17 protein-coding genes and 2 pseudogenes are annotated in these 19,736 nt (G+C 71.9%); 5 read left to right on the top strand and 14 right to left on the bottom strand.

Annotated features, from left to right (window positions below; translation table 11 throughout):
* Positions 1 to 170 precede the first annotated feature (170 nt).
* Together SNR22_RS15740 and SNR22_RS15735 are read left to right on the top strand one after the other, a co-directional pair.
* On the top strand, positions 171 to 1,253 hold the full coding sequence (locus tag SNR22_RS15740) for a Glu/Leu/Phe/Val family dehydrogenase (protein ID WP_320067320.1): 1,083 nt from the start codon (positions 171 to 173) through the stop codon (positions 1,251 to 1,253).
* A 312-nt stretch (positions 1,254 to 1,565) separates the two neighbouring features.
* The gene (locus SNR22_RS15735) at positions 1,566 to 1,778 is read left to right on the top strand and encodes a DUF3073 domain-containing protein (protein ID WP_320067319.1); all 213 of its coding nucleotides are present in this window, start codon (positions 1,566 to 1,568) and stop codon (positions 1,776 to 1,778) included.
* Between the two features lie 146 nt (positions 1,779 to 1,924).
* On the opposite strand, the gene amcA is transcribed toward SNR22_RS15735, so the two are convergent.
* The 5 genes from amcA to SNR22_RS15710 form a co-directional block, all read right to left on the bottom strand.
* On the bottom strand, positions 1,925 to 2,161 hold the full coding sequence (amcA, locus tag SNR22_RS15730) for a multiple cyclophane-containing RiPP AmcA (RefSeq protein ID WP_320067318.1): 237 nt from the start codon (positions 2,159 to 2,161) through the stop codon (positions 1,925 to 1,927).
* Positions 2,130 to 3,236 (bottom strand): cyclophane-forming radical SAM peptide maturase AmcB, encoded by a 1,107-nt coding sequence (amcB, locus tag SNR22_RS15725; protein ID WP_320067470.1) that lies wholly within the window; start codon positions 3,234 to 3,236, stop codon positions 2,130 to 2,132. Before amcB ends, amcA begins: the two co-directional genes overlap by 32 nt.
* Positions 3,237 to 3,366: 130 nt before the next feature.
* On the bottom strand, positions 3,367 to 4,521 hold the full coding sequence (purM, locus tag SNR22_RS15720) for a phosphoribosylformylglycinamidine cyclo-ligase (RefSeq protein ID WP_320067317.1): 1,155 nt from the start codon (positions 4,519 to 4,521) through the stop codon (positions 3,367 to 3,369).
* Between the two features lie 64 nt (positions 4,522 to 4,585).
* Positions 4,586 to 6,109, bottom strand: coding sequence for an amidophosphoribosyltransferase (gene purF / locus SNR22_RS15715; RefSeq protein WP_320067316.1), 1,524 nt, complete (start codon positions 6,107 to 6,109; stop codon positions 4,586 to 4,588).
* A gap of 131 nt (positions 6,110 to 6,240) precedes the next feature.
* On the bottom strand, positions 6,241 to 6,606 hold the full coding sequence (locus tag SNR22_RS15710; protein WP_320067315.1) for a sterol carrier family protein: 366 nt from the start codon (positions 6,604 to 6,606) through the stop codon (positions 6,241 to 6,243).
* A 132-nt stretch (positions 6,607 to 6,738) separates the two neighbouring features.
* Between SNR22_RS15710 and SNR22_RS15705 the strand changes: the two genes are divergently transcribed.
* The gene (locus SNR22_RS15705) at positions 6,739 to 8,874 is read left to right on the top strand and encodes a carboxypeptidase-like regulatory domain-containing protein (RefSeq protein WP_320067314.1); all 2,136 of its coding nucleotides are present in this window, start codon (positions 6,739 to 6,741) and stop codon (positions 8,872 to 8,874) included.
* A 132-nt stretch (positions 8,875 to 9,006) separates the two neighbouring features.
* Here SNR22_RS15705 and SNR22_RS15700 read toward each other — a convergent pair.
* The 4 genes and pseudogenes from SNR22_RS15700 to purS all read right to left on the bottom strand — a co-directional run bounded on the left by SNR22_RS15700 (position 9,007) and on the right by purS (position 13,211).
* Positions 9,007 to 9,586, bottom strand: a pseudogene (locus tag SNR22_RS15700) (hypothetical protein).
* A gap of 4 nt (positions 9,587 to 9,590) precedes the next feature.
* Positions 9,591 to 12,203 (bottom strand): phosphoribosylformylglycinamidine synthase subunit PurL, encoded by a 2,613-nt coding sequence (gene purL, locus SNR22_RS15695; RefSeq protein WP_320067313.1) that lies wholly within the window; start codon positions 12,201 to 12,203, stop codon positions 9,591 to 9,593.
* Between the two features lie 64 nt (positions 12,204 to 12,267).
* Complete coding sequence (purQ, locus tag SNR22_RS15690) at positions 12,268 to 12,951, bottom strand: phosphoribosylformylglycinamidine synthase subunit PurQ (RefSeq protein ID WP_320067312.1); 684 nt, start codon at positions 12,949 to 12,951, stop codon at positions 12,268 to 12,270.
* The gene (purS, locus tag SNR22_RS15685; RefSeq protein WP_320067311.1) at positions 12,948 to 13,211 is read right to left on the bottom strand and encodes a phosphoribosylformylglycinamidine synthase subunit PurS; all 264 of its coding nucleotides are present in this window, start codon (positions 13,209 to 13,211) and stop codon (positions 12,948 to 12,950) included. Before purS ends, purQ begins: the two co-directional genes overlap by 4 nt.
* 367 nt (positions 13,212 to 13,578) lie before the next feature.
* Between purS and SNR22_RS15680 the strand changes: the two are divergent.
* Both SNR22_RS15680 and SNR22_RS15675 read left to right on the top strand, forming a co-directional pair.
* Positions 13,579 to 13,833, top strand: a pseudogene (locus tag SNR22_RS15680) (trypsin-like serine protease); the annotation flags it as partial.
* Between the two features lie 63 nt (positions 13,834 to 13,896).
* Positions 13,897 to 14,457: a YbjQ family protein gene (locus SNR22_RS15675; RefSeq protein ID WP_320067310.1), complete on the top strand. Its 561-nt coding sequence runs from the start codon at positions 13,897 to 13,899 to the stop codon at positions 14,455 to 14,457.
* 139 nt (positions 14,458 to 14,596) lie between these two features.
* On the opposite strand, the gene purB is transcribed toward SNR22_RS15675, so the two are convergent.
* From purB to SNR22_RS15650, 5 genes are all read right to left on the bottom strand, one after another.
* Complete coding sequence (gene purB, locus SNR22_RS15670; protein WP_320067309.1) at positions 14,597 to 16,021, bottom strand: adenylosuccinate lyase; 1,425 nt, start codon at positions 16,019 to 16,021, stop codon at positions 14,597 to 14,599.
* An 83-nt stretch (positions 16,022 to 16,104) separates the two neighbouring features.
* Positions 16,105 to 16,752 carry a hypothetical protein gene (locus SNR22_RS15665; RefSeq protein ID WP_320067308.1) on the bottom strand — a complete coding sequence of 216 codons (648 nt, stop codon included), beginning with the start codon at positions 16,750 to 16,752 and terminating at the stop codon, positions 16,105 to 16,107.
* A gap of 264 nt (positions 16,753 to 17,016) precedes the next feature.
* Positions 17,017 to 17,271, bottom strand: coding sequence for a hypothetical protein (locus SNR22_RS15660; protein ID WP_320067307.1), 255 nt, complete (start codon positions 17,269 to 17,271; stop codon positions 17,017 to 17,019).
* Between the two features lie 25 nt (positions 17,272 to 17,296).
* Positions 17,297 to 18,205, bottom strand: a complete 909-nt coding sequence (locus SNR22_RS15655; RefSeq protein WP_320067306.1) for a TNT domain-containing protein — start codon at positions 18,203 to 18,205, stop codon at positions 17,297 to 17,299.
* A 196-nt stretch (positions 18,206 to 18,401) separates the two neighbouring features.
* On the bottom strand, positions 18,402 to 19,694 hold the full coding sequence (locus tag SNR22_RS15650) for an acetyl-CoA C-acetyltransferase (protein ID WP_320067305.1): 1,293 nt from the start codon (positions 19,692 to 19,694) through the stop codon (positions 18,402 to 18,404).
* Between the last annotated feature and the right edge of the window lie 42 nt (positions 19,695 to 19,736).

Raw genomic sequence — 19,736 nt, 5'->3', positions numbered from 1 at the left:
GTCGCACGCCTGACGTCCCTACTCACCCGCCGGACCCGACAGACGGGGACGTGATGTGGGACGACAGTACGGCTTGGGCCGATATTAGGCTCGACGGCGCCGGCACCATCCCGCCGGCGTGCCAGAAGGTCCGCGGCCCACAAGGACGCACACCGACACAGGAGCCAGCAATGGGCGTATTCGCCAGCACCGACGATCCGTCGTCCACCGGCCACGAACAGGTCGTGTTCTGCCAGGACAGGCAGACCGGCCTCCGCGCGATCATCGGGATCTACTCCACCGCGCTGGGCCCCGCGCTCGGCGGCACCCGGTTCCACCCGTACGCCAGCGAGGAGGCGGCGCTGGCCGACGTGCTCGACCTCTCCCGCGGCATGGCGTACAAGAACGCCCTGGCCGGGCTGGACCTCGGCGGTGGCAAGGCAGTCATCTGGGGCGACCCGGAGCAGATCAAGAGCGAGGCGCTGCTGCGCGCGTACGGTCGTTTCGTCGAGTCGCTGAACGGGCGCTACTACACCGCGTGCGACGTCGGCACCTACGTCGCCGACATGGACCAGGTCGCCCGCGAGACGCGCTACGTAACCGGCCGCAGCGTCGAGCACGGTGGCGCCGGGGACTCCTCGGTCCTCACCGCCTGGGGCGTGTTCCAGGGGATGCGGGCCGCCGCCGAGCACGTCTGGGGCATCCCGACGCTGAACGGCAGGCGGGTCGGGGTGGCAGGGCTGGGCAAGGTCGGCAAGCACCTGACCCGGCACCTGCTCGACGACCACGCCGAGGTGGTGGCGACCGACATCGACCCACGGGCACGCGACTGGGTCCGCGCCAACCACCCACAGGTCGAGCTGGTCGACGACGCCGCCGCGCTGGTCGCCGCCGACCTCGACGTGTACGCCCCGTGCGCGCTGGGTGGCGCCCTGAGCGACGACACCGTGCCGGTGCTACGGGCGAAAGTGGTCGCCGGAGCGGCCAACAATCAACTCGCCCACCCGGGGATCGAGAAGCTGCTCGCCGACCGGGGCATCCTCTACGCCCCCGACTACGTGGTGAACGCCGGAGGTGTGATCCAGGTCGCCGACGAGATCGAGGGCTTCAACTTCGACCGGGCCAAGCTGCGGGCCACCAAGATCTACGACACCACCCGGCAGATCCTGCGGCTGGCCGACGAGGAGGGCCTCCCCCCGGCGGTGGCCGCCGACCGGCTCGCCGAACGCCGGATGGCCGAGGTCGGCCGGCTGCGGACCATCCACCTGCGTTGAACCTCACGTCCGGCCCGAGGACGGAACAGCCCCGGGTCGGACGCCCGGATGGAACCGGACGGCGAGCGGCGTTAAGCTGGGAATCCGGGTGGTTACCGCCCATCTGGACCCGGTCACTGGCACGTCAGCGCCCGCCCCTTACGTCGGTACAATTGGTGACGGTCGGATGACTGCGACGCGCAGAGCCGGCCTGCGGTAACCCGAGGTGCCGAAGGCCGGCATCCCCATGTACCGTAAGAGCCACGAGAGATGCCTGACGTCATCGGGGCCCGCCTTCGGGCTGCCCCGAATTCTGTGCGAGGGGGTCGAGCCATGGGGCGCGGCCGTGCTAAGGCCAAGCAGACGAAGGTGGCCCGGGAGTTGAAGTACCACTCCCCGAACACCGACCTCACCGCCTTGCAGCGCGAACTGGCGGGTGCTGGTAAGTCGGAACACGACTTCGTCGACGACAAAGAGTTTGCCGACGACGATGACGAGGACCACGCGGACGAGGACCCTGATCCCTGGGTCCGACCGACCCGTTGACCTCCGGGAACAGCTGAGCACGCGGTAGTCCGCGTGCTCGCGCACGTGCCCATCCCGGGGCCGGCCTACCAACCGATGATCAAGGATCTGCCCCGCCGGACATTGTTCCGGCCGATCGGCAGATCCTTGATCTCGGAGGCATGCCCTCAGCGTGGGCGGTTGTTCCAGTTGTAGAACGTCGGGATGTTCTCGAAGTGGTTCCAGGCGCAAACCGCGCCGGCACCCTCGCCCCCCGCCGCCTCCGACCGCAGCCGGCGCGCGTCCTCCGCCTCCTGGAGCAGGTTGGCCAGCCCGGCGGCGGTGTCCCGCACCCGGTCGACGACCGGATCCGTGCTGACTACTTCGACGCGCTCAGACTGCCGGTGTCCCGTGATCTCGGGCATGGTCCAACACTCCCTCCAGTAGGCGGATCTTGCTGTTGCGGCAGTGCTCGGTCTCCGTACCGTCGAAGCGCCCCAGCTCGAAGTAGCGGTTGGCGGCGTGCCCGCCCCCGCAGAAGCCGAAGTACGGGCAGGACACCCGGCACGCCTCCACGCCGGTCAGGAACTCGCCCACCCACGCCGTCCCCCGCTGCGCCCCGGTAAGGATCTCGGCCAACGGGGTGGTCAGCACGTTGCCGCTGCTGAAGTCGCCGTACCGGGTGTCGGTGAAGCCGGCCAACTCCGGGCTGAGCACCGTCACCGACCCGTCGTGGCCGACCGTGGGGATCGGGTCGAGCCGCCGGGGCAACAGGTCGTCGGCGTTGCCGTCGAGCACCGCCGCCGCGTACCGCAGCGACCACTCCACCTCGCGCAGATGGATGCGTGGGTCCCGGCGCCACGCGGCGACCAGTTCGGCCCAGAACGCCCGGACCGTCGCCGCGTCGTGGGCATTGCCCCGGGTGTTGACCCCCTCGGTCTCCTCGATGTTGACCCCCAGCACGTCGCAGCCGAGGCCGAGGAAGTAGTCGTACAGCTCGGCGGCTCGGTCCGGGGTCGGATCGCCGACCACCGCCAGCGCCGAGAACGGCAGCCCGTGCCGCCGCAGGGTCTCGATCCCACGCACGATCCGGTCGTAGGCCGGGCGGCCCGCCCGGGTGACCCGGTCACCGTTGCGCCCGCGCGGCCCGTCCACGCTGACGCTGACCCGCACCTGGTGCTCCACCAGGAAGCCGCACCAGTCGTCATCGATCAGGGTCGCGTTGGTCTGCACATGGTGCTCGACCTCCGGCCCGAACGGCGCGAGCAGCGCGGCCAGGTGCTCGCGGCCGGCTGCGAGAGGCTCTCCGCCGTGCCACACCACCGAGAACCGGCCGGCCCTCGCCCACGGGTTCACCGAGGCGGCGACCGCCTCGGCCACCGCGACCGGCATCCGCCGATCAGCCGAGCGATGCGGAAGGTAACAGTAAGCACAGTTCAGGTTGCAGAGGGTGGTCGGCTGCATCACCACGTACGACGGGACGGGGGAAACTCCCCGCATCCCGCTCATCGGCCGTTCCCGAGCAGACATCGCCCTCCTCCCTGGCCCGAAGGGTGTCCCTTCAGGCTAGGCGGCGATGGCCACTCGGGTGAACCCCCGATCAGGTGCTCGGCTGATCAGCGTTGCGTGATCAGCCCCGGGTGTGCTGGCCGACCATCTGCACCTTGCCGGTGCCCTCGATGATCTCGCCGGCCTGCCAGGCGTCCACTCCCCGCCCGGTCAGCGTGGCCAGGGCCCGGTCCGCGTCCTCGGCGGAGACGATCGCGAACATGCCGACGCCCATGTTGAAGGTCGCGTCCATCTCGGCGTCCTCGATCCGGCCCTTGGACTGGATGAGGTCGAAGATCGGCTGCGGCTTCCAGGTGGAACGGTTGACCACCGCGTCGACGTGCTCCGGAAGGATGCGGACCAGGTTGCCCGGGATGCCGCCGCCGGTGACGTGGGCGATCGAGCGCACCTCGGCCTCGGCGATCAGCTTGAGGCAGTCCTGGGCGTAGATCTTGGTCGGGGTGAGCAGTTCCTCGCCGAGGGTGCGTTGCCGGCCGAAGTCGTCAATCACCACGTCCAGCCGCATCCGGCCCGCGCCCAGCAGCACGTGCCGGACGAGCGAATAGCCGTTGGAGTGCAGGCCCGAGGAGCGCATGGCGATGACCACGTCGCCGATCTCGACCCGCTCCGGGCTGAGGATGTCGCTCTCCTCGACCACGCCGACGCCGGTGGCGGAGACGTCGTACTCGTCCGGGCGCAGCACGCCCGGGTGCTCGGCCGTCTCGCCGCCCAGCAGCGCGCAGCCGGCGTACCGGCAGCCGTCGGCGATGCCGGCGCCGATCTCGGCGACCTTGTCCGGGACGACCTGGCCGCAGGCGATGTAGTCGAGCAGGAACAGCGGCTCGGCGCCGCAGGCGACCAGGTCGTCGACGACCATCGCGACCAGGTCGATGCCGATCGTGTCGTGAATGTCGAGCTGCTGGGCGATCACCAGCTTGGTGCCGACCCCGTCGGTGGAGGACGCCAGGATCGGGTTCTTGTATTTCTTCGTGTCCAGCCGGAACAGGCCGGCGAAGCCGCCGAGGTCGCCCATGACCTCCGGTCGGCGGGTCTGCTTCACCTTGGACTTGAGCAGCTCGACCGCCCGGTCGCCCGCCTCGATCGAGACGCCGGCGTCCGCGTACGAGACCGAGCGTTTGCGCGCGGCACGGCCACTGCCGGCCGTCCAGGGCTGGCGGTCACCGCCGCCGCCGTTCGGGCTGCTTCCTGTGCCGCTGCGCTCGGACACGTGCGTCACGGTTCTCCCCTTTGTGGTTCTCGCAGGGCGCCGGGGGTCACCGGCCGGCCCACGTCTGGCGGTGCTATGGGCGGTGTGCGGTCGCGCCGCCCGAAGTGGCGACGAGCCCAGGGAAATCCGGGTCATCGGCGACCCGGCGTCCTACTCCTTCGAGCACGTGCTTGCCGATCAGGTTCCCAGCCGGCAGCTCGATCGGGTACTCCCCGTCGAAGCAGGCCCGGCAGAGCCGGGTCTTCGGCTGCTCGGTCGCGGCGATCAGGCCGGCCAGCGAGACGTAGCCCAGCGTGTCGGCACCGATGGAGCGCCGGATGCCCTCGTTGTCCAGCCCGTTGGCGAGCAGCTCGGCCCGGGTGGCGAAGTCGATGCCGTAGAAGCACGGCCAGTTGACCGGCGGGGAGGAGATCCGTACGTGGACCTCCAGCGCGCCGGCCTCGCGCAGCATCCGCACGATGGCCCGCTGGGTGGTGCCGCGCACGATCGAGTCGTCCACCACGACCAGTCGCTTGCCCCGCACGTTGGCCCGCAGCGGGTTGAGCTTCAGCCGGACGCCGAGCTGACGCAGGGTCTGCGACGGCTGGATGAAGGTCCGCCCGACGTAGGGGTTCTTCATCAGGCCGGCGCCGTAGGTGATGCCGGACGCCTCCGCGTAGCCGATCGCGGCCGGGGTGCCGGACTCCGGCACCGGGATGACCAGGTCGGCCTCGACCGGGTGCTCCTTGGCGAGCTGGCGGCCGATCTGCACCCGGGCGGCGTACACGTTGCGCCCGGCGATGGTGGCGTCCGGGCGGGCGATGTAGACGTACTCGAAGAGGCAGCCCTTCGGCTCCGGCGCGGCGAAGCGGGCCGAGCGCAGGCCGTTCTCGTCGACCGCGATCAGCTCGCCCGGCTCCACCTCGCGGACGACGCTCGCGCCGACGATGTCCAGTGCAGCCGTCTCGCTGGCCACCACCCAGCCGCGCTCCAGCCGGCCGAGGACCAACGGGCGCACGCCGTGCGGGTCGCGGGCCGCGTAGAGCGTCGACTCGTCCATGAAGACGAAGCTGAAGGCGCCGCGAAGCTGGGGCAGCACCTCCAGCGCGGCGGCTTCGACCGAGAGGTCGGGCCGGCTGGCCAGCAGCATGGTCACCAGCGACGTGTCGTTGGTCGAGCCGTCGGCTTCCAGGCCCCGCTCGGCGACCTCGCGCTGGAGCTCGGCGGTGTTGACCAGGTTGCCGTTGTGAGCCAGCGCGATCGTGGTGCCTGCGGTGGTGGAACGGATGGTCGGCTGGGCGTTCTCCCAGGTCGAACCGCCGGTGGTCGAGTAGCGGGCGTGGCCGATCGCCAGGTGCCCGCGCAGGCTGGCCAGGGTGGGCTCGTCGAAGACCTGGGCCACCAGACCGAGGTCCTTGTAGACCACCACGCCCGAGCCGTCGCTGACGGCGATCCCGGCGGCCTCCTGGCCGCGGTGCTGGAGGGCATAGAGCCCGAAGTAGGTGAGGTTGGCGACCTCTTCCCCGGGCGCCCAGACGCCGAAGACGCCACACGCGTCCTGCGGGCCGGGTCGTTGGGGATCAAGGTCGTGGCTCAGCCGGCCGTCGCCTCGGGGCACCTGCCGCTCCCTCATGCTGGTCTGGACGGGCCGGGCGGGATCTCGGGGGCGGATCCGCGTTTCCCTCGGCCGGGACCATTGTCGTCACCTGACAGTGTACGCGAATCCGTGTCGATACATACAGTCACGGTTCAGCTCCGCTGGGTGATCTCCGACGAGGGTTGACCGCCCGGGTGGAGCGGAAGGTGCGCGGAGAGGTCCGCACGGGCGCCACTGACCCGCACCCGGCCCTCGGCGACCGCGTCCGACCAGCTCAGCCGGCCCGTCGCCAGCTCCAGCCAGGTGATCGGGTCCAGCTCCACGACGTTCGACGGGGCGCCACGGGTGTGTCGGGGACCAGGAATGCACTGAACTGCACCGTATGGTGGGACACGGACCTCAACCGATCGGCCGGGGACGCGCTCGGCGAGGGCGGTCAACAGCGCCCGGACCGCCTCCCGGAACACCAGCCGTTCGGGCGTACGATCCTCGTCGAGTGCGGCTAGGGCTGCGGCCACAGCTGCGAACTTACTGCGCGGAGAGGACACAACGGGACGATACGACCCGCCTCCGGCGCTTTCGACGTCGGCCCTGGGTCGCGCCGATCCGGTCAGACAAGGCATAGTTGCCGTCGGCGTATTCGTACCGTGATGATCCCCGGCCCGGCGCCCCGCCGGCCAGGGAAGTCAGACCGGAAGGCGGTGGACGTGTCAACACACCGACGTGCCTGGAAGCAGCGGGCCGGTGTGGTCGCGGCGTTGGCATTCGGCGCCCTACTCGCCGCCCCCGCCACACCTGCCCTGGCTGCCGAAATCAGCATCTCCCCCAGCTCGGGGACCATCGAGGCCGGCGGCAGCACCTCGATCAACGTGCAGCTGACGCCGAAGGACGAGGACGAGAAGGCCGTCAGGGTCGATGTCGTGGGTCTCCCCCGCGGCGTGACCTGCGCGGGCGGCTGCGGCAATGTCGGCCTCGACGGCGCCGCCCCGGTGAGCCACGTCGTCCAGCTCCGTGCCTCCGGCGACGCACCGAACGCGAACCAGCGAGTGACCATCAGCACGTTCAGCCTTCAGGCCGGCCGCAACAGTCAGGACTTCCAGCTCAGCGTCAAGGCGAAGGCCGCGCCGGAGCCGACGCAGCAGGAGGTGCAGACCGTCAGGTCGGTCTCCGGCAGGGTGGTGGCGACGGCCAACGGCCGGGCCGTGCCGAACGCCATCGTCATGCTCCAGGACAGCGCCAGCCACCGCTACGAGACCACCAGCGACGGCAGCGGCAACTACCGCTTCACCGGCAGCACGTCGAAACCGATCACCCCGGGCCGGATCGACCTCGGCGCGATCCAGGGCGAGATCCGCGCCACCAAGTCCTTCACCGCCGAGGCCGGGCAGAGTGTCACCGGGCAGCGGATCAGCCTTGCGATCAAGGTCGAGGTGACTCCGAGCCCCACCCCGTCGGCCAGCAAGGAGCCGCTGCCCACCGAAGAGGCGACCGAGGAGGCCGCCGAGGAGAGCCCCGAGGCCAGCCCGGGCGCCCCGCAGAACGCCGCCGCCGAGGACGAGGACTCCGGCGGCTTCGGCTCCTGGCTGCTCATCCTGCTCGGTGGCCTCTTCGTGGCCGTGGGCGTGGGCACCATCGTGCTGCTCTGGATGAAGCGCCGGGAAAACGGCGACGACATCGACGACGTCCCGGCCGGCGGTGCCGCCGCGGGTGCGGTGCCGGCCGCCCATGGGGCATACCACGGGGCGGACGACAAGACCCGGGTGGTCAACCGGGTCGGTGCCGGGCCGGACCCGACGATGGTCGGCGGCGCCTCGCTCAGCGACGCGCCGACGATGATGCACCGGCCGGTCGTTGACGACGTCCCCCCGGACCCGTACGGCGCACCGCCACCCAGCTACGGTGCCGGCGGCCAGCAGGGCGGCTGGGTCGGCAGCGGCGGCTACGCCGACGAGCCCCAGGGCGGCTACGGCGCGGCCGGCAGCTACGGCAACGCACCCGCATCCGGAAGCGGCTACGCCGGCGCGCCCGGTCAGTACGGCAACGACGCTCCGGCCGCCGGCGCCGGCTACGGCACCGCCGCCGGCGGCGGATACGGCGCAGGAGGCGGTTACGCCGGCGCGCCCGGTCAGTACGGCAACGACGCCCCGGCCTCCGGCGCCGGCTACGGCAACCGGGACTACGGCGCGCCGACCGACGCGGCAGCCGGGGGCTACCCGGCCCAGGGCGGCGGGTACGGCGAGCGCTACGACGAGCCGACCGGCCGCTACACCGGCGAGGGCGCCGGCTCGTACACCCCGCCGGCCGACCCGTACCCCACCAGCACCTACCAGGCCGACCAAGGGCAGGGCTACGGGCAGCCGGAGCCCCCGCAGTACGGCGGCCGGGGCGGCGAGCCCGCCGGCGGCGGGTACGGCCAGCAGGCCGGCCAGCAGGGCGGCTACGACGCCGGCCGGCAGGGCGGCGGCTACGGCGGCGAAGGCGGCTACGGCGGCGAAGGCGGCTACGCCCAGGGCGGCTACGGCAGCGCCGGTGCCCATGACCAGCGTGGCGGCTACGGCACCGAGGGCTACGGCGGCCAACAGGGCGGCTACGGCCAGTCCGGTGGGTACGGCCAGGAGCCCCCGCAGCAGCGCGGCGGCTACGACCAGCCGACCAGCTACGACCAGCAGCAGGGTGCCGGTTACTACGGCGACCAGCCCCAGCCGGACCGGGGCCGACCCGACGGCCCTCCGCCGCAGCAGCAGGACCGCAGCGGTCGGCGGCTGGACTGGCTGGACAACGACTGACCGACACGGGCGAACCCCGTACGACACGAGAGCGGCTTGCCCGGTCGGGCAGCCGCTCTCGTCGCGTCCAGGGTCGAACCGTCGCCGGCTACGACCGTTTCATCAGGAGCCGTCGACGTCCTCGACAGGGGGTCAGGCGGCGGAGAAGACGCCCTGGCGCAGCACCGGGACCACCGTCGACACGCCCACCTGGACGGCGACCTCCACGTCACCGGCGAAGCCGCCCTTGGCGAGTTCCCGGCCGGAGACGCAGCCGCGCACGGCGGCCGGCACATCCGGGGTACTGGCCAGTGCGGCGAGCGCCATCGCCGCCTCCACCGACAAACCGCCGGCCACTCCGGAGCGGGCATCGAGCACGCACGCCGCCCCGAGTTGGTCCTCCACGCATGGGCGCAGCGAGCCGTCCGGCCAGCGTTCTCCGGAGGCGACCACCCCGATCGGGGAAAGCGACCACGGGTGGCCCGGGGTCGTCTGCCGACGGCCCACCGCGGCGACGGCGCCGACCCGGCGGGCGTACTCCCCGGCCTTGGTCACCCTAGGGGAACGGGTGCACCCGCATGCCCCGGGCGGCGGCCACCTCCACGTTGGTGGTGAACGAGAGCACGTCCACCACCAACAGGATGGCGCAGACCCGGCCGAGCTCCGCTGCCCCGGTCAGCCCCCAGTCGAACCGGGCGCCGGAACCGGGTTGGACGAAGACGGCCGGGGTCACATGCTCAGCGCTGATCGGGCCCGGCGGGCTGCCCGGCGTCACCCGGGCCGGCCGACGGCTCGGCGGCCGGCTCAGCCTCGTCGGTCACCGGGGCGTCGGCCTGCTTCGCCGGGGTGGGCTGCGCCGGCTCGGCCCGCTCGGAGCCGCCGAAGAGCCGGGGCAGGGTGGCGCTGTGTGCGGCGCGCAGCTCGTCCAGGCCGATCCGGAACTGGCCGCGCACCTCAAGGGCACCGCCGGCCTGGTCGGTGACCCCGATGATCTCCCACGGCACCCCGCGCTCGGCGCAGAGGGCGGTGAACGCCTTCTCGTGCCCGCGCAGCACCGAGACCAGGACCCGCCCGGCCGACTCACTGAACAGGAAGACGAACGGCATCGAGCCGTCGGCGAACTGCTCCGGCACCGCGATCTGCGCGCCGACCCCGCGCCGCAGGCAGGACTCGATCAGGCTCTGGGCGAGACCGCCGTCGGAGAGGTCGTGTGCGGAGCTGACGTGCCCGACCCGGGCGGCCTCGGCCAGCAGGTCGGCGAGCTGCCGCTCCCGGCCCAGGTCGACCTGCGGCGGGATGCCGCCGAGGTGCTGGTGGGTCACCCAGGCCCACTCCGAGCCGGAGAGCTCCACGTGCGTCTCACCGAGCAGGAAGAGCTGGTCGTGCTCGCCTGCCTGGCGCGGGACGAAGCCCATCGACACCCGCTCGGCGACGTCGTCCAGCACGCCGAGCACGCCGACCACCGGGGTCGGGTGGATCGCCGCCGCGCCGGTCTGGTTGTAGAAGCTGACGTTGCCGCCGGTCACCGGAATGCCCAGCTCCAGGCAGCCGTCCGCCAGGCCGCGCACGGCCTCGGCAAACTGCCACATCACGCCCGGGTCCTCCGGCGAGCCGAAGTTCAGGCAGTTGGTCACGGCGATGGGCTTCGCGCCGGTCACGGCCACGTTCCGGTACGCCTCGGCCAGCGCAAGCTTTGTGCCGTTGTACGGGTCGAGGCGGGCGTACCGGCCGTTGCCGTCCAGCGACAGGGCGACGCCCAGGCCGGTGTGCTCGTCGATCCGGATCACGCCGGAGTCCTCCGGCTGGGCGAGCACGGTGTTGCCCAGCACGTACCGGTCGTACTGCTCGGTGACCCAGGTCTTGTCGGCCAGGTTTGGCGAGGCGATCATGCGCAGCACGGTCTCGCGCAGCGCCTCCGGGTTCGACGGCCGGGGCAGCGTCTCGGCCCGGTCGGCCTGGAGCAGGATCAGGTCGGCCGGCTCGCGCATCGGCCGGGCGTAGACCGGGCCGTCGTCGACCAGCGAGCCCGGCGGGACGTCCACCACGAGCTGGTCGCGCCAGGTGACCACCAGTCGGCCCGGCTGGCCGTCCGGAGACGGCGCGGTGACCTCGCCGATCGCGGTGGCCCAGACGCCCCACTTCTCGGCGGTCTTGAGTACCGCCTCCAGCTTGTCCGGGGAGACGACCAGCAGCATCCGCTCCTGGGACTCGCTGGCCAGGATCTCCTGCGGCTCCATCGAGGCCTCGCGCAGCGGAACCCGCTCCAGCCAGACCCGCATGCCGGTGCCGGCGGAGGCGGCGGTCTCGGTGAGCGCGCAGGTCAGACCCGCGCCGCCCAGGTCCTGGATACCGACGACCAGCTCGGCGTCGTACAGCTCCAGGCACGCCTCGATGAGCAGCTTCTCCATGAACGGGTCGCCGACCTGCACGGACGGGCGGCGCTGCTCGCTGCCCTCGTCGAAGGTGGCGCTGGCCAGCACCGACACGCCGCCGATGCCGTCCCGGCCGGTCCGGGCGCCCATCAGCACCACGACGTTGCCGGGACCGGTGGCCTCCTTCTTCTGCAGCCGGTCGACCCGCAGGACGCCGAGGCAGAGCGCGTTGACCAGCGGGTTGCCCTGGTAGCAGGGGTCGAAAACGACCTCGCCGCCGATGTTGGGCAGGCCCAGGCAGTTGCCGTAGCCGCCGACGCCGGCCACCACGCCGGGCAGCACCCGGGCGGTGTCGGGGTGGTCGGCCGCGCCGAAGCGCAGCGGGTCCATCACGGCGACCGGGCGGGCGCCCATGGCGAGGATGTCCCGGACGATGCCGCCGACGCCGGTCGCCGCGCCCTGGTACGGCTCGACGAAGCTCGGGTGGTTGTGCGACTCGACCTTGAAGGTCACCGCCAGCTCGTCGGAGACCTGCACCACGCCGGCGTTCTCGCCGATGCCGGCGAGCAGCCGGTCACTCGGCGGGGCCTTCTCGCTGAACTGGCGCAGGTGCACCTTGCTCGACTTGTAGGAGCAGTGCTCGCTCCACATGATCGAGTACATGGCCAGCTCGGCCTGGGTGGGGCGACGGTCGAGGATGTGCAGGATCCGGTCGTACTCGTCGTCGCGCAGGCCCAGCTCGGCGTAGGGCTGGAGCTCGCCGGGGGTGTCCGTGGCGCGCGACACGGTGTCCAGGCCGTGCGCCCAGTCGCCGGTCGGCGCGGGGCGTGCCTGGTCCGGGCGGCGGACCGGCTCGACGGGCCGGGTCGGGCCGACCGGGCCGGGCTGCGTCGCCACGGTGGCCGCGAGCGGCTCCGCCGGGGCAGCCGGGAAGCCGCCCGGGGTCTCCCGTGTCGCCGGGTCCGGATGGGTGGTCATGACCTCTCCTCGCTGCGCTCGCCGCCACTGGGGCGGTGGAGCCGACCGATGGTGCCGCGCACGGTCACGCCGGGGCCCCCACCAGGTGCTTGAGCACCGAGGTGAAGAAGCCGAGGCCGTCCAGGGAAGGGCCGGTGAGCGCCTCCACGGCGTGCTCGGGATGCGGCATGATGCCGACCACATTGCCGGCAGGGTTGGTGATCGCGGCGATGTCGCGCTGCGACCCGTTGGGGTTGCCGCCGACGTAACGGGCGACGACCCGACCCTCGCCCTCGAGCCGGTCCAGGGTGGCAGCGTCGGCGACGTAGCAGCCCTCGCCGTTCTTGACCGGGATCAGCACCTCCTGGCCCGGCTGGAACGTGTTCGTCCACGCCGTGCCGGTGGCCTCGACCCGCAGGACCTGGTCCCGGTTGCGGAAGTGCAGGTGCTGGTTGCGGGTGAGCGCGCCGGGCAGCAGGTGTGCCTCGCAGAGGATCTGGAAGCCGTTGCAGATGCCGAGCACGGGCAGGCCGCCCCGGGCGGCGTCCACCAGGGTCTCCATCACCGGGGCGAACCGGGCGATGGCGCCGCAGCGCAGGTAGTCACCGTAGGAGAACCCGCCGGGCAGGACGACGGCGTCGACCCCGCGCAGGTCCGCCTCACCGTGCCAGAGCCGGATCGGCTCCCCGCCGGCGATCCGGACGGCACGGGCCGCGTCCCCGTCGTCGAGCGAGCCGGGGAACGTCACCACACCGACCCGGGCGGTCACGAGTGTGCGTCCGCGGTCTCGTCGGCCTCGACCAGGCGGACGGTGTAGTCCTCGATGACCGGGTTGGCGAGCAGTTTGTCGGCGATCTCCCGGGCCCGGCCCAGGTCCGGTTCACCGGTGAACTCGATCTCGATCCGCCTGCCGATCCGGACAGAGGCGACGTCGCTGACGCCGAGCCGGGGCAGCGCGTTTGCGACGGCCTGGCCCTGAGGGTCGAGGATCTCGGGCTTAAGCATGACGTCGACGACGACGCGAGGCACTGGGCACTCCTGACTGTGTACGCAGTTGGGTGCCGACCCACAACGGGCGAGCGGAGCCAGCCTACCTGGCAGATACCGCCTCAGCCGCACCGGCAGGGGCAGTGCAGGCAGTGATCAACATAACCGGCGGGACGGGTGGCCACATCGTGTCCGATCACCCGCAGAGCGTCCGAGAGCAGGCGATTCGCCACGCCCGGGGTCGCCGAATTGTTACATCACCCAGTCTCGATCAAGCGCGTGCCGGCAGAGCCGACCACCCCTAGCATCCATCGGCAGGAGTCGATACGCTGGCCCCCGGCCCATCATCGGTGGCGGCAGCGTCTCCTACGCCCCGTGGGCCGCCGCCGTTTTCAGTAACGGCTACCGCGGCTGCTCCGCCTCCAGCCAGCTCAAGACCGCCAGCGTCCGGGTGACCAGCACCAACGTCACCGACGCGTACGGAGGCCAGGCAACCCGCAGCACCCGGGTCAACGGCAACGCGTGGCGGGGCGACTCGGGCGGCCCGCAGTTCTACAACGGCCAGCAGGTCGGCGTCGCCTCCACCGCCGACGGCCAGAACATCCAGAACTACGGCAGCGTCGCGTACAACCGGGCCTGGATCACCTCGGTGGCCGGTGTCTGACGGTCCCCCTCCCCGACACCCCGTCTGGGCCCTGTCGGGTGGTTGACACCGTCCTCGGCACGGATGGTCGGCACAATGCCGGTCGTCCGCGCCGACTCGTTTCGCAGCATCCGGTCAGCTGACCACGGCCGACGAACCGACTCCCTCCGGGTACGACAGCATCGAAGTGTGCTGGTCGTGACGACGGATCAACTGCCCGGCTACGAGATCCGCCAGATCCTCGGCGAGGTGGTGTCCTCGATGGCCAGGACACGCAACCCGTACCGCGAGGGGGTGAAGAACCTCCGCGGCGGCGCGTACGACCCGATGGCGCCGGACAATCTGACCCGCTGGCGTACGGACTCGGTGGCCCGCCTCGGCGAGGAAGCCCGCCGGCTCGGCGCGAACGCCGTGATCGGCATGCGCTTCGACAGCCGGGACTGCGGCGAGATGTGGATGGAGATCTGCGCCTACGGAACGGCGGTGATCGTGGCCTCCCTGACCCCCGACGTGATGCCCCCGGACCAGCCCCTGATCGCGGCCGAGACGGCCAACGACCCGGCGATCGTCGAGGCCCCCGGCGGCATAGCCGAACCGGCCAGCGCCCCCAACCTCACCTCAGCCCCCGAAACCCCCACCCCCTAACCCCACCAGCCACACCCCGTCGCCACCCCGCCCGTCCCCGTCCCCGTCCCCGTCCCCGTCGATCATGAGATTGGCGGCAGAGTTGATCTCCAACAAACCCCGTCAACTCGATGATCGACGTGGGCGAGGGTACGGGGGGTTAGAGGATGGGGGGTGGGGTGTAGCTGGCGGCCTGGGGGTGGGCGGTAACGATCTTGGCGATTCGGGCGTTGACCGCGTCGACCTGGGCTCCGGCGGCGCCGGTGAAGGCGGTGCGGTCGGAGATCAGGGCGTCGATGTCCGCGCGGGTCAGGCCCAGCCGTTCGTCGGCCGCCAGGCGGTCGAAGAGGTCGTTCTCGGCGGCCCCTCGCTCCCGCATGGCCAGCGCCACGGCGACGGCGTGTTCCTTGATCGCCTCGTGCGCGGCCTCCCGGCCGACGCCCCGGCGCACCGCGGCGACCAGGATCTTCGTGGTGGCCAGGAACGGCAGGAAGCGCTCCAGCTCCCGGTTGATCACCGCCGGGTACGCCCCGAACTCATCGAGCACGGTGAGGAACGTCTGGAACAGCCCGTCGGCGGCGAAGAACGCGTCCGGCAGGGCGACCCGGCGGACCACCGAGCAGGAGACGTCCCCCTCGTTCCACTGGTCGCCGGCCAGCTCGCCGACCATCGACAGGTAACCCCGGATGATCACCGCGAAGCCGTTCACCCGCTCGCTGGAGCGGGTGTTCATCTTGTGCGGCATCGCGCTGGAGCCCACCTGGCCCGGCTTGAAGCCCTCCGTGACCAACTCCTGGCCGACCATCAACCGGATCGTGGTGGCCAGCGACGACGGCGCGGCGGCGACCTGTGCCAACGCGGCGAGCACCGCCATGTCGATCGAGCGCGGGTAGACCTGGCCGACGCTGTCGAGCACCCGGGAGAAGCCGAGGTGCTCGGCGACCCGGCGCTCCAGCTCGGCGACCTTGCCGGCGTCGCCGTCGAAGAGGTCGAGCTGGTCGGCGGCAGTGCCGACCGGACCCTTGATCCCGCGCAGCGGGTACCAGTTGATCAGGTCCTCCAGCCGCTCGTACGCGATCAGCAGCTCCTCGGCGGCCGAGGCGAAGCGCTTGCCCAGCGTGGTGGCCTGCGCGGCGACGTTGTGCGAACGGCCGGTCAGCACCAGGCCGGTGTGCTCGTGGGCGAGCGAGGCGAGCCGGGCGAGCGTGGCGACGACCCGGTCCCGGACCAGCTCCAGCGAGGCCCGGATCTGGAGCTGCTCGACGTTCTCGGTGAGGTCCCGGGAGGTCATCCCCTTGTGCACGTGCTCGTGCCCGGCGAGCGCGCTGAACTCCTCGATCCGGGCCTTCACGTCGTGCCGGGTGACCCGCTCGCGCTCGGCGATCGAGGCCAGGTCCACGTCGTCGAGCACCCGCTCGTACGCCTCGACGACCCCGTCCGGGACGGCCACACCGAGGTCGCGCTGGGCCCGGAGGACGGCGAGCCAGAGCCGCCGCTCCATCCGTACCTTCTCCTCCGGCGACCAGAGGGCGACCAGTTCGGGCGAGGCGTAGCGGTGGGCGAGCACGTTCGGGATCGTTGTCACGTACCTCATTGTCCCGCACGCCTGGCCCACCGGCCGAGCCAGGCTATCTCCGACACCCCTAGGAGTTGGTCAGGAGGCGCCGGTCACACCGTCGGGATGTCGTGCACCGTGGCGCTCGCCACGACGGTCCTCGTCTGCGTGCCGTGGGCGTTGCGGACCGTCAGCAGATACGTGTGCTTCTGGACGTCGCCCCCGCTGCCGGAGCAGGGGAAGTTGAAGGCCTCGCTGCCGGCCGACGGGTAGCCGTCGGCGTACACGCCGGGGCCGTCGATCGAGAGGGCGACGGAGTCGACGTTGCTGACCTTCCACTCCACGAGGACCGGGGTCCCGGCGATCGGGCTGACGTTGGTCCCGGCCGGACAGGTCGGCTTGTCGGCGACCCGGAAGTAGGCGATGGTGGGACCGCCCGACTTCGTGCCGGACTGACTGCCGCCACCGGGCGCGCCACCGCCCTTCGCGCCACCGCCCGTAGCGCCACCACCGGGCGCGCCACCGCCCTTCGCGCCGCCACCGGGCGCGCCACTGTCCTTCGTGCCGCCGCCCGTCGCGCCGGCGCCGGGGGCGTTGGTCGTCGCGGCGGCGCCCGGTGCCGCAGCCGCGTCGTCGGGGGCCCCGGTCACCGTCGTCGACGCGGTGGACTCTGTGGAACTCGTCGTGGACGTGCAGCCGCTGGCCGCGAGCGCGACTACCAGGACGACGGCGGTGGGGCGGAGCAGGGCTCGACCAGGCATGGCCACTCCTTCGGGGGCGCCGCCGGCGAGGTCCGGGGCGGCTGGAACCCACCATAGGTACGCCCGGCAACAGCGGCCCGACCTGCCCAGATAGCGGATCAGTACGGCGCGGGACGACCGACATTAATGTTGAGGTAGACCGCGCGGAACGTTTCGCTCGCGTCATGCCCAAGGGACGGAGGGCAGCGGCTCGCGGGGTGCTCGCTGCGCCCCCTGCCTTGGTCGACGGGAGGCCGCTGGGCAACCCAGGCAGGTCAGCCGGTGTCAGGACGCGGGTGCGGGGCGGCCGGTAAGTGCCCGCCAGAGCCCGGCGCACGCCTCCTCCTCGGTGTCGAACACCAGCCGGACGTCGTACCTGCCGCGCTCGTAGGCGCCGATCTCCCACCGCTGCCCGGCCGACCGGCGCAGGAACCAGAAGTCGGGAGGGACCGGCACGTGTTCGTGCACGCCTTCCAGCTCGAAGGCGTCCGGTGACATCCCCGTCGCCAGCAGGGCGTCACGCACCTCGTACCGGTCCACTCCCGACCTCCCCTGTTCACGGGCCTCAGCAGACGGGCACTGCGGCGCCCGTCCCACCCTGGCTCGGCACGGCGGTCGTCGGGCACGACGGCACGGCGGCGCTCAGGTACTCCTCGACGATGTACTGGTGGTCGATGAGCCACTGCACGTTCAGGGTCCCACCGGCCTGTGGCACGTACGCCTGGTTGAGCTGGAACTGGGTGCCCAGGCCGGGCTGGGCGAACCACGGCGCGATCGGGCCGGAGTCGACGTCGAACGGCTTGAGCACGCAGTAGGTGTGGTAGTTGGCCAGCGGGGCCGCCGCCGGAACGCCGGGCGGGGGCGGCGGGATCGGCGGCGTGTTCAGGCTCTGGGGTGCCAGCGAGCGAGCGCTGAACGGGGTGCCGAGCGGGGACAGGAAGCCGCCGCCGGGGAAGCCGAAGCGGTCGAGGCGGTACCCGAACAGCAGGGTCTGCCGGGCCTTGATCGGCTCGCCGTGCGGGCCGAGGACGTAGCCGTCCTGCGGCGGGAAGCGCAACTGGGCCGGGCTGCCGGCGGTGTAGTTCGCCAGCCACTGGCTCTCGGTCTGCGCGCCGAGCCGCTGGTAGCCGGCGAGCAGCGGCCCGACCGGTGCGGCGGCGGGCAGTTGGGCCGGCCCGAGCAGCCTGTTTCCGGAGAAGAACTGGGTGGTCTCCGGGGCGTTCGGCGGCAGGCCGGGACGGCAGAGACTCTCGGACGGCGGCGGTGACGGTGACGGCTGGGAGGGGCCACCACCGGGGTTGGGGGCCGGGGGGGGGGCGGGGGGGGCGCCCCCCCCCCCCCCCCCCCGCCCGTCGTCGGTGAGCACGTCGGCCTGGGCCACCCCGGTGGGGATGGTGGCCTGCGACGCGGCACCGGGGAGCAGGACCAGGGCCGCGCCGGAGAGCGCGGCGACCAGCCATCGTCTGGATCTCACTACGAACCTCCTGATGAAGGACGACAGGTGCCTTCATCGTGGAGAGGTTCGAAGTTGAATATGAGTTTTTGTGCGTTTTGTCAGTCGGTGGTGGGAAGAGCGCCGGTCAACACGTCTGCGCCATAGCGTCCGAACCGGCTGGGACGGCGTGGCCGGGCGCGATGTCGGGCAGCCCCGGGGCGAGGCCCGCTGCGGGTCAGCGCTCCAGGATCGCCGTCACGCCCTGGCCGCCGGCCGCGCAGATCGAGATCAGGCCGCGCCCGGAACCCTTCTCCGCCAGCAGCTTCGCCAGGGTCGCCACGATCCGGCCGCCGGTGGCCGCGAACGGGTGCCCGGCGGCCAGCGAGGAGCCGTTGACGTTCAACTTCTCCCGGTCGATCGCGCCGAGCGGCGCGTCCAGGCCCAACCGCTCCTTGCAGAACTCCGGCGACTCCCAGGCCGCCAGGGTGGCCAGCACCTGGGAGGCGAACGCCTCGTGGATCTCGTAGTGATCGAAGTCCTGCAACGTCAGCCCGGCCCGGGCCAGCATCCTCGGCACGGCGTACGCGGGGGCCATCAGCAGCCCTTCGTCGCCGTGCACGAAGTCGACGGCGGCCGTCTCGCACCAGCTGAACCAGGCGAGCACCGGGAGGCTGTGCTGGCGCGCCCACTCCTCGCTCGCCAGCAGCACGGTGGACGCGCCATCGGTGAGCGGGGAGGAGTTACCGGCGGTCATGGTGGCCCGGTCGGCGTCCGGGCCCCGGTTCCCGAAGACCGGCTTGAGCGAGCCGAGCTTCTCCAGGCTGCTGTCCGGGCGCAGGTTCTGGTCCCGGGTCAGCCCCAGGTACGGCGTCATCAGGTCGTCGAAGAAGCCCCGCTCGTACGCCGCGGCGAGCCCCTGGTGGGAGCGGAGCGTCAGCTCGTCCTGGGCCGCCCGGTCGATGTTCCAACGCAGGGCGGTGCGGGCCGCGTGCTCGCCCATCGACAGCCCGGTACGCGGCTCCGCGTTGCGCGGGATGTCCGGCCGGAACGGCTGCGACGGGCGCAGCTTCGCGGCGATCTTCAACCGTTCGCCGAGGGTGCGGGCGGAGTTCAGCCGGAGCAGGGTGCGGCGCATCTCCTCGTTGACGGCCAGCGGCGCGTCGGAGGTGGTGTCCACGCCACCGGCAATGCCGACGTCGAGCTGGCCGAGGGCGATCTTGTTGGCGACCAGGATCGCCGCCTCCAGGCCGGTGCCGCAGGCCTGCTGGATGTCGTACGCCGGGGTGTGCGGGTCGAGGCGCGAACCGAGCACCACCTCACGGGTCAGGTTGAAGTCCTTCGAGTGCTTCAGCACCGCACCCGCGACCACCTCGCCGACCCGCTGGCCGGCCAGCCCGAACCGGGCCACCAGGCCGTCCAGCGCCGCGCCGAGCAGGTCCGCGTTGGACGCGCTGGCGTACCGGGAGTTGGACCGGGCGAAGGGGATGCGGTTGCCGCCGATGACCGCGACCCGCCGGATGCTCTGCACGATCCCGCCTCCAATTCAGGGCTTGCCCATAACCTACTGGCC

Source organism: Micromonospora sp. RTGN7 (assembly GCF_033804645.1).
Classification (GTDB): Bacteria; Actinomycetota; Actinomycetes; order Mycobacteriales; family Micromonosporaceae; genus Micromonospora.
This window is presented reverse-complemented; position numbering and strand designations above follow the sequence as displayed.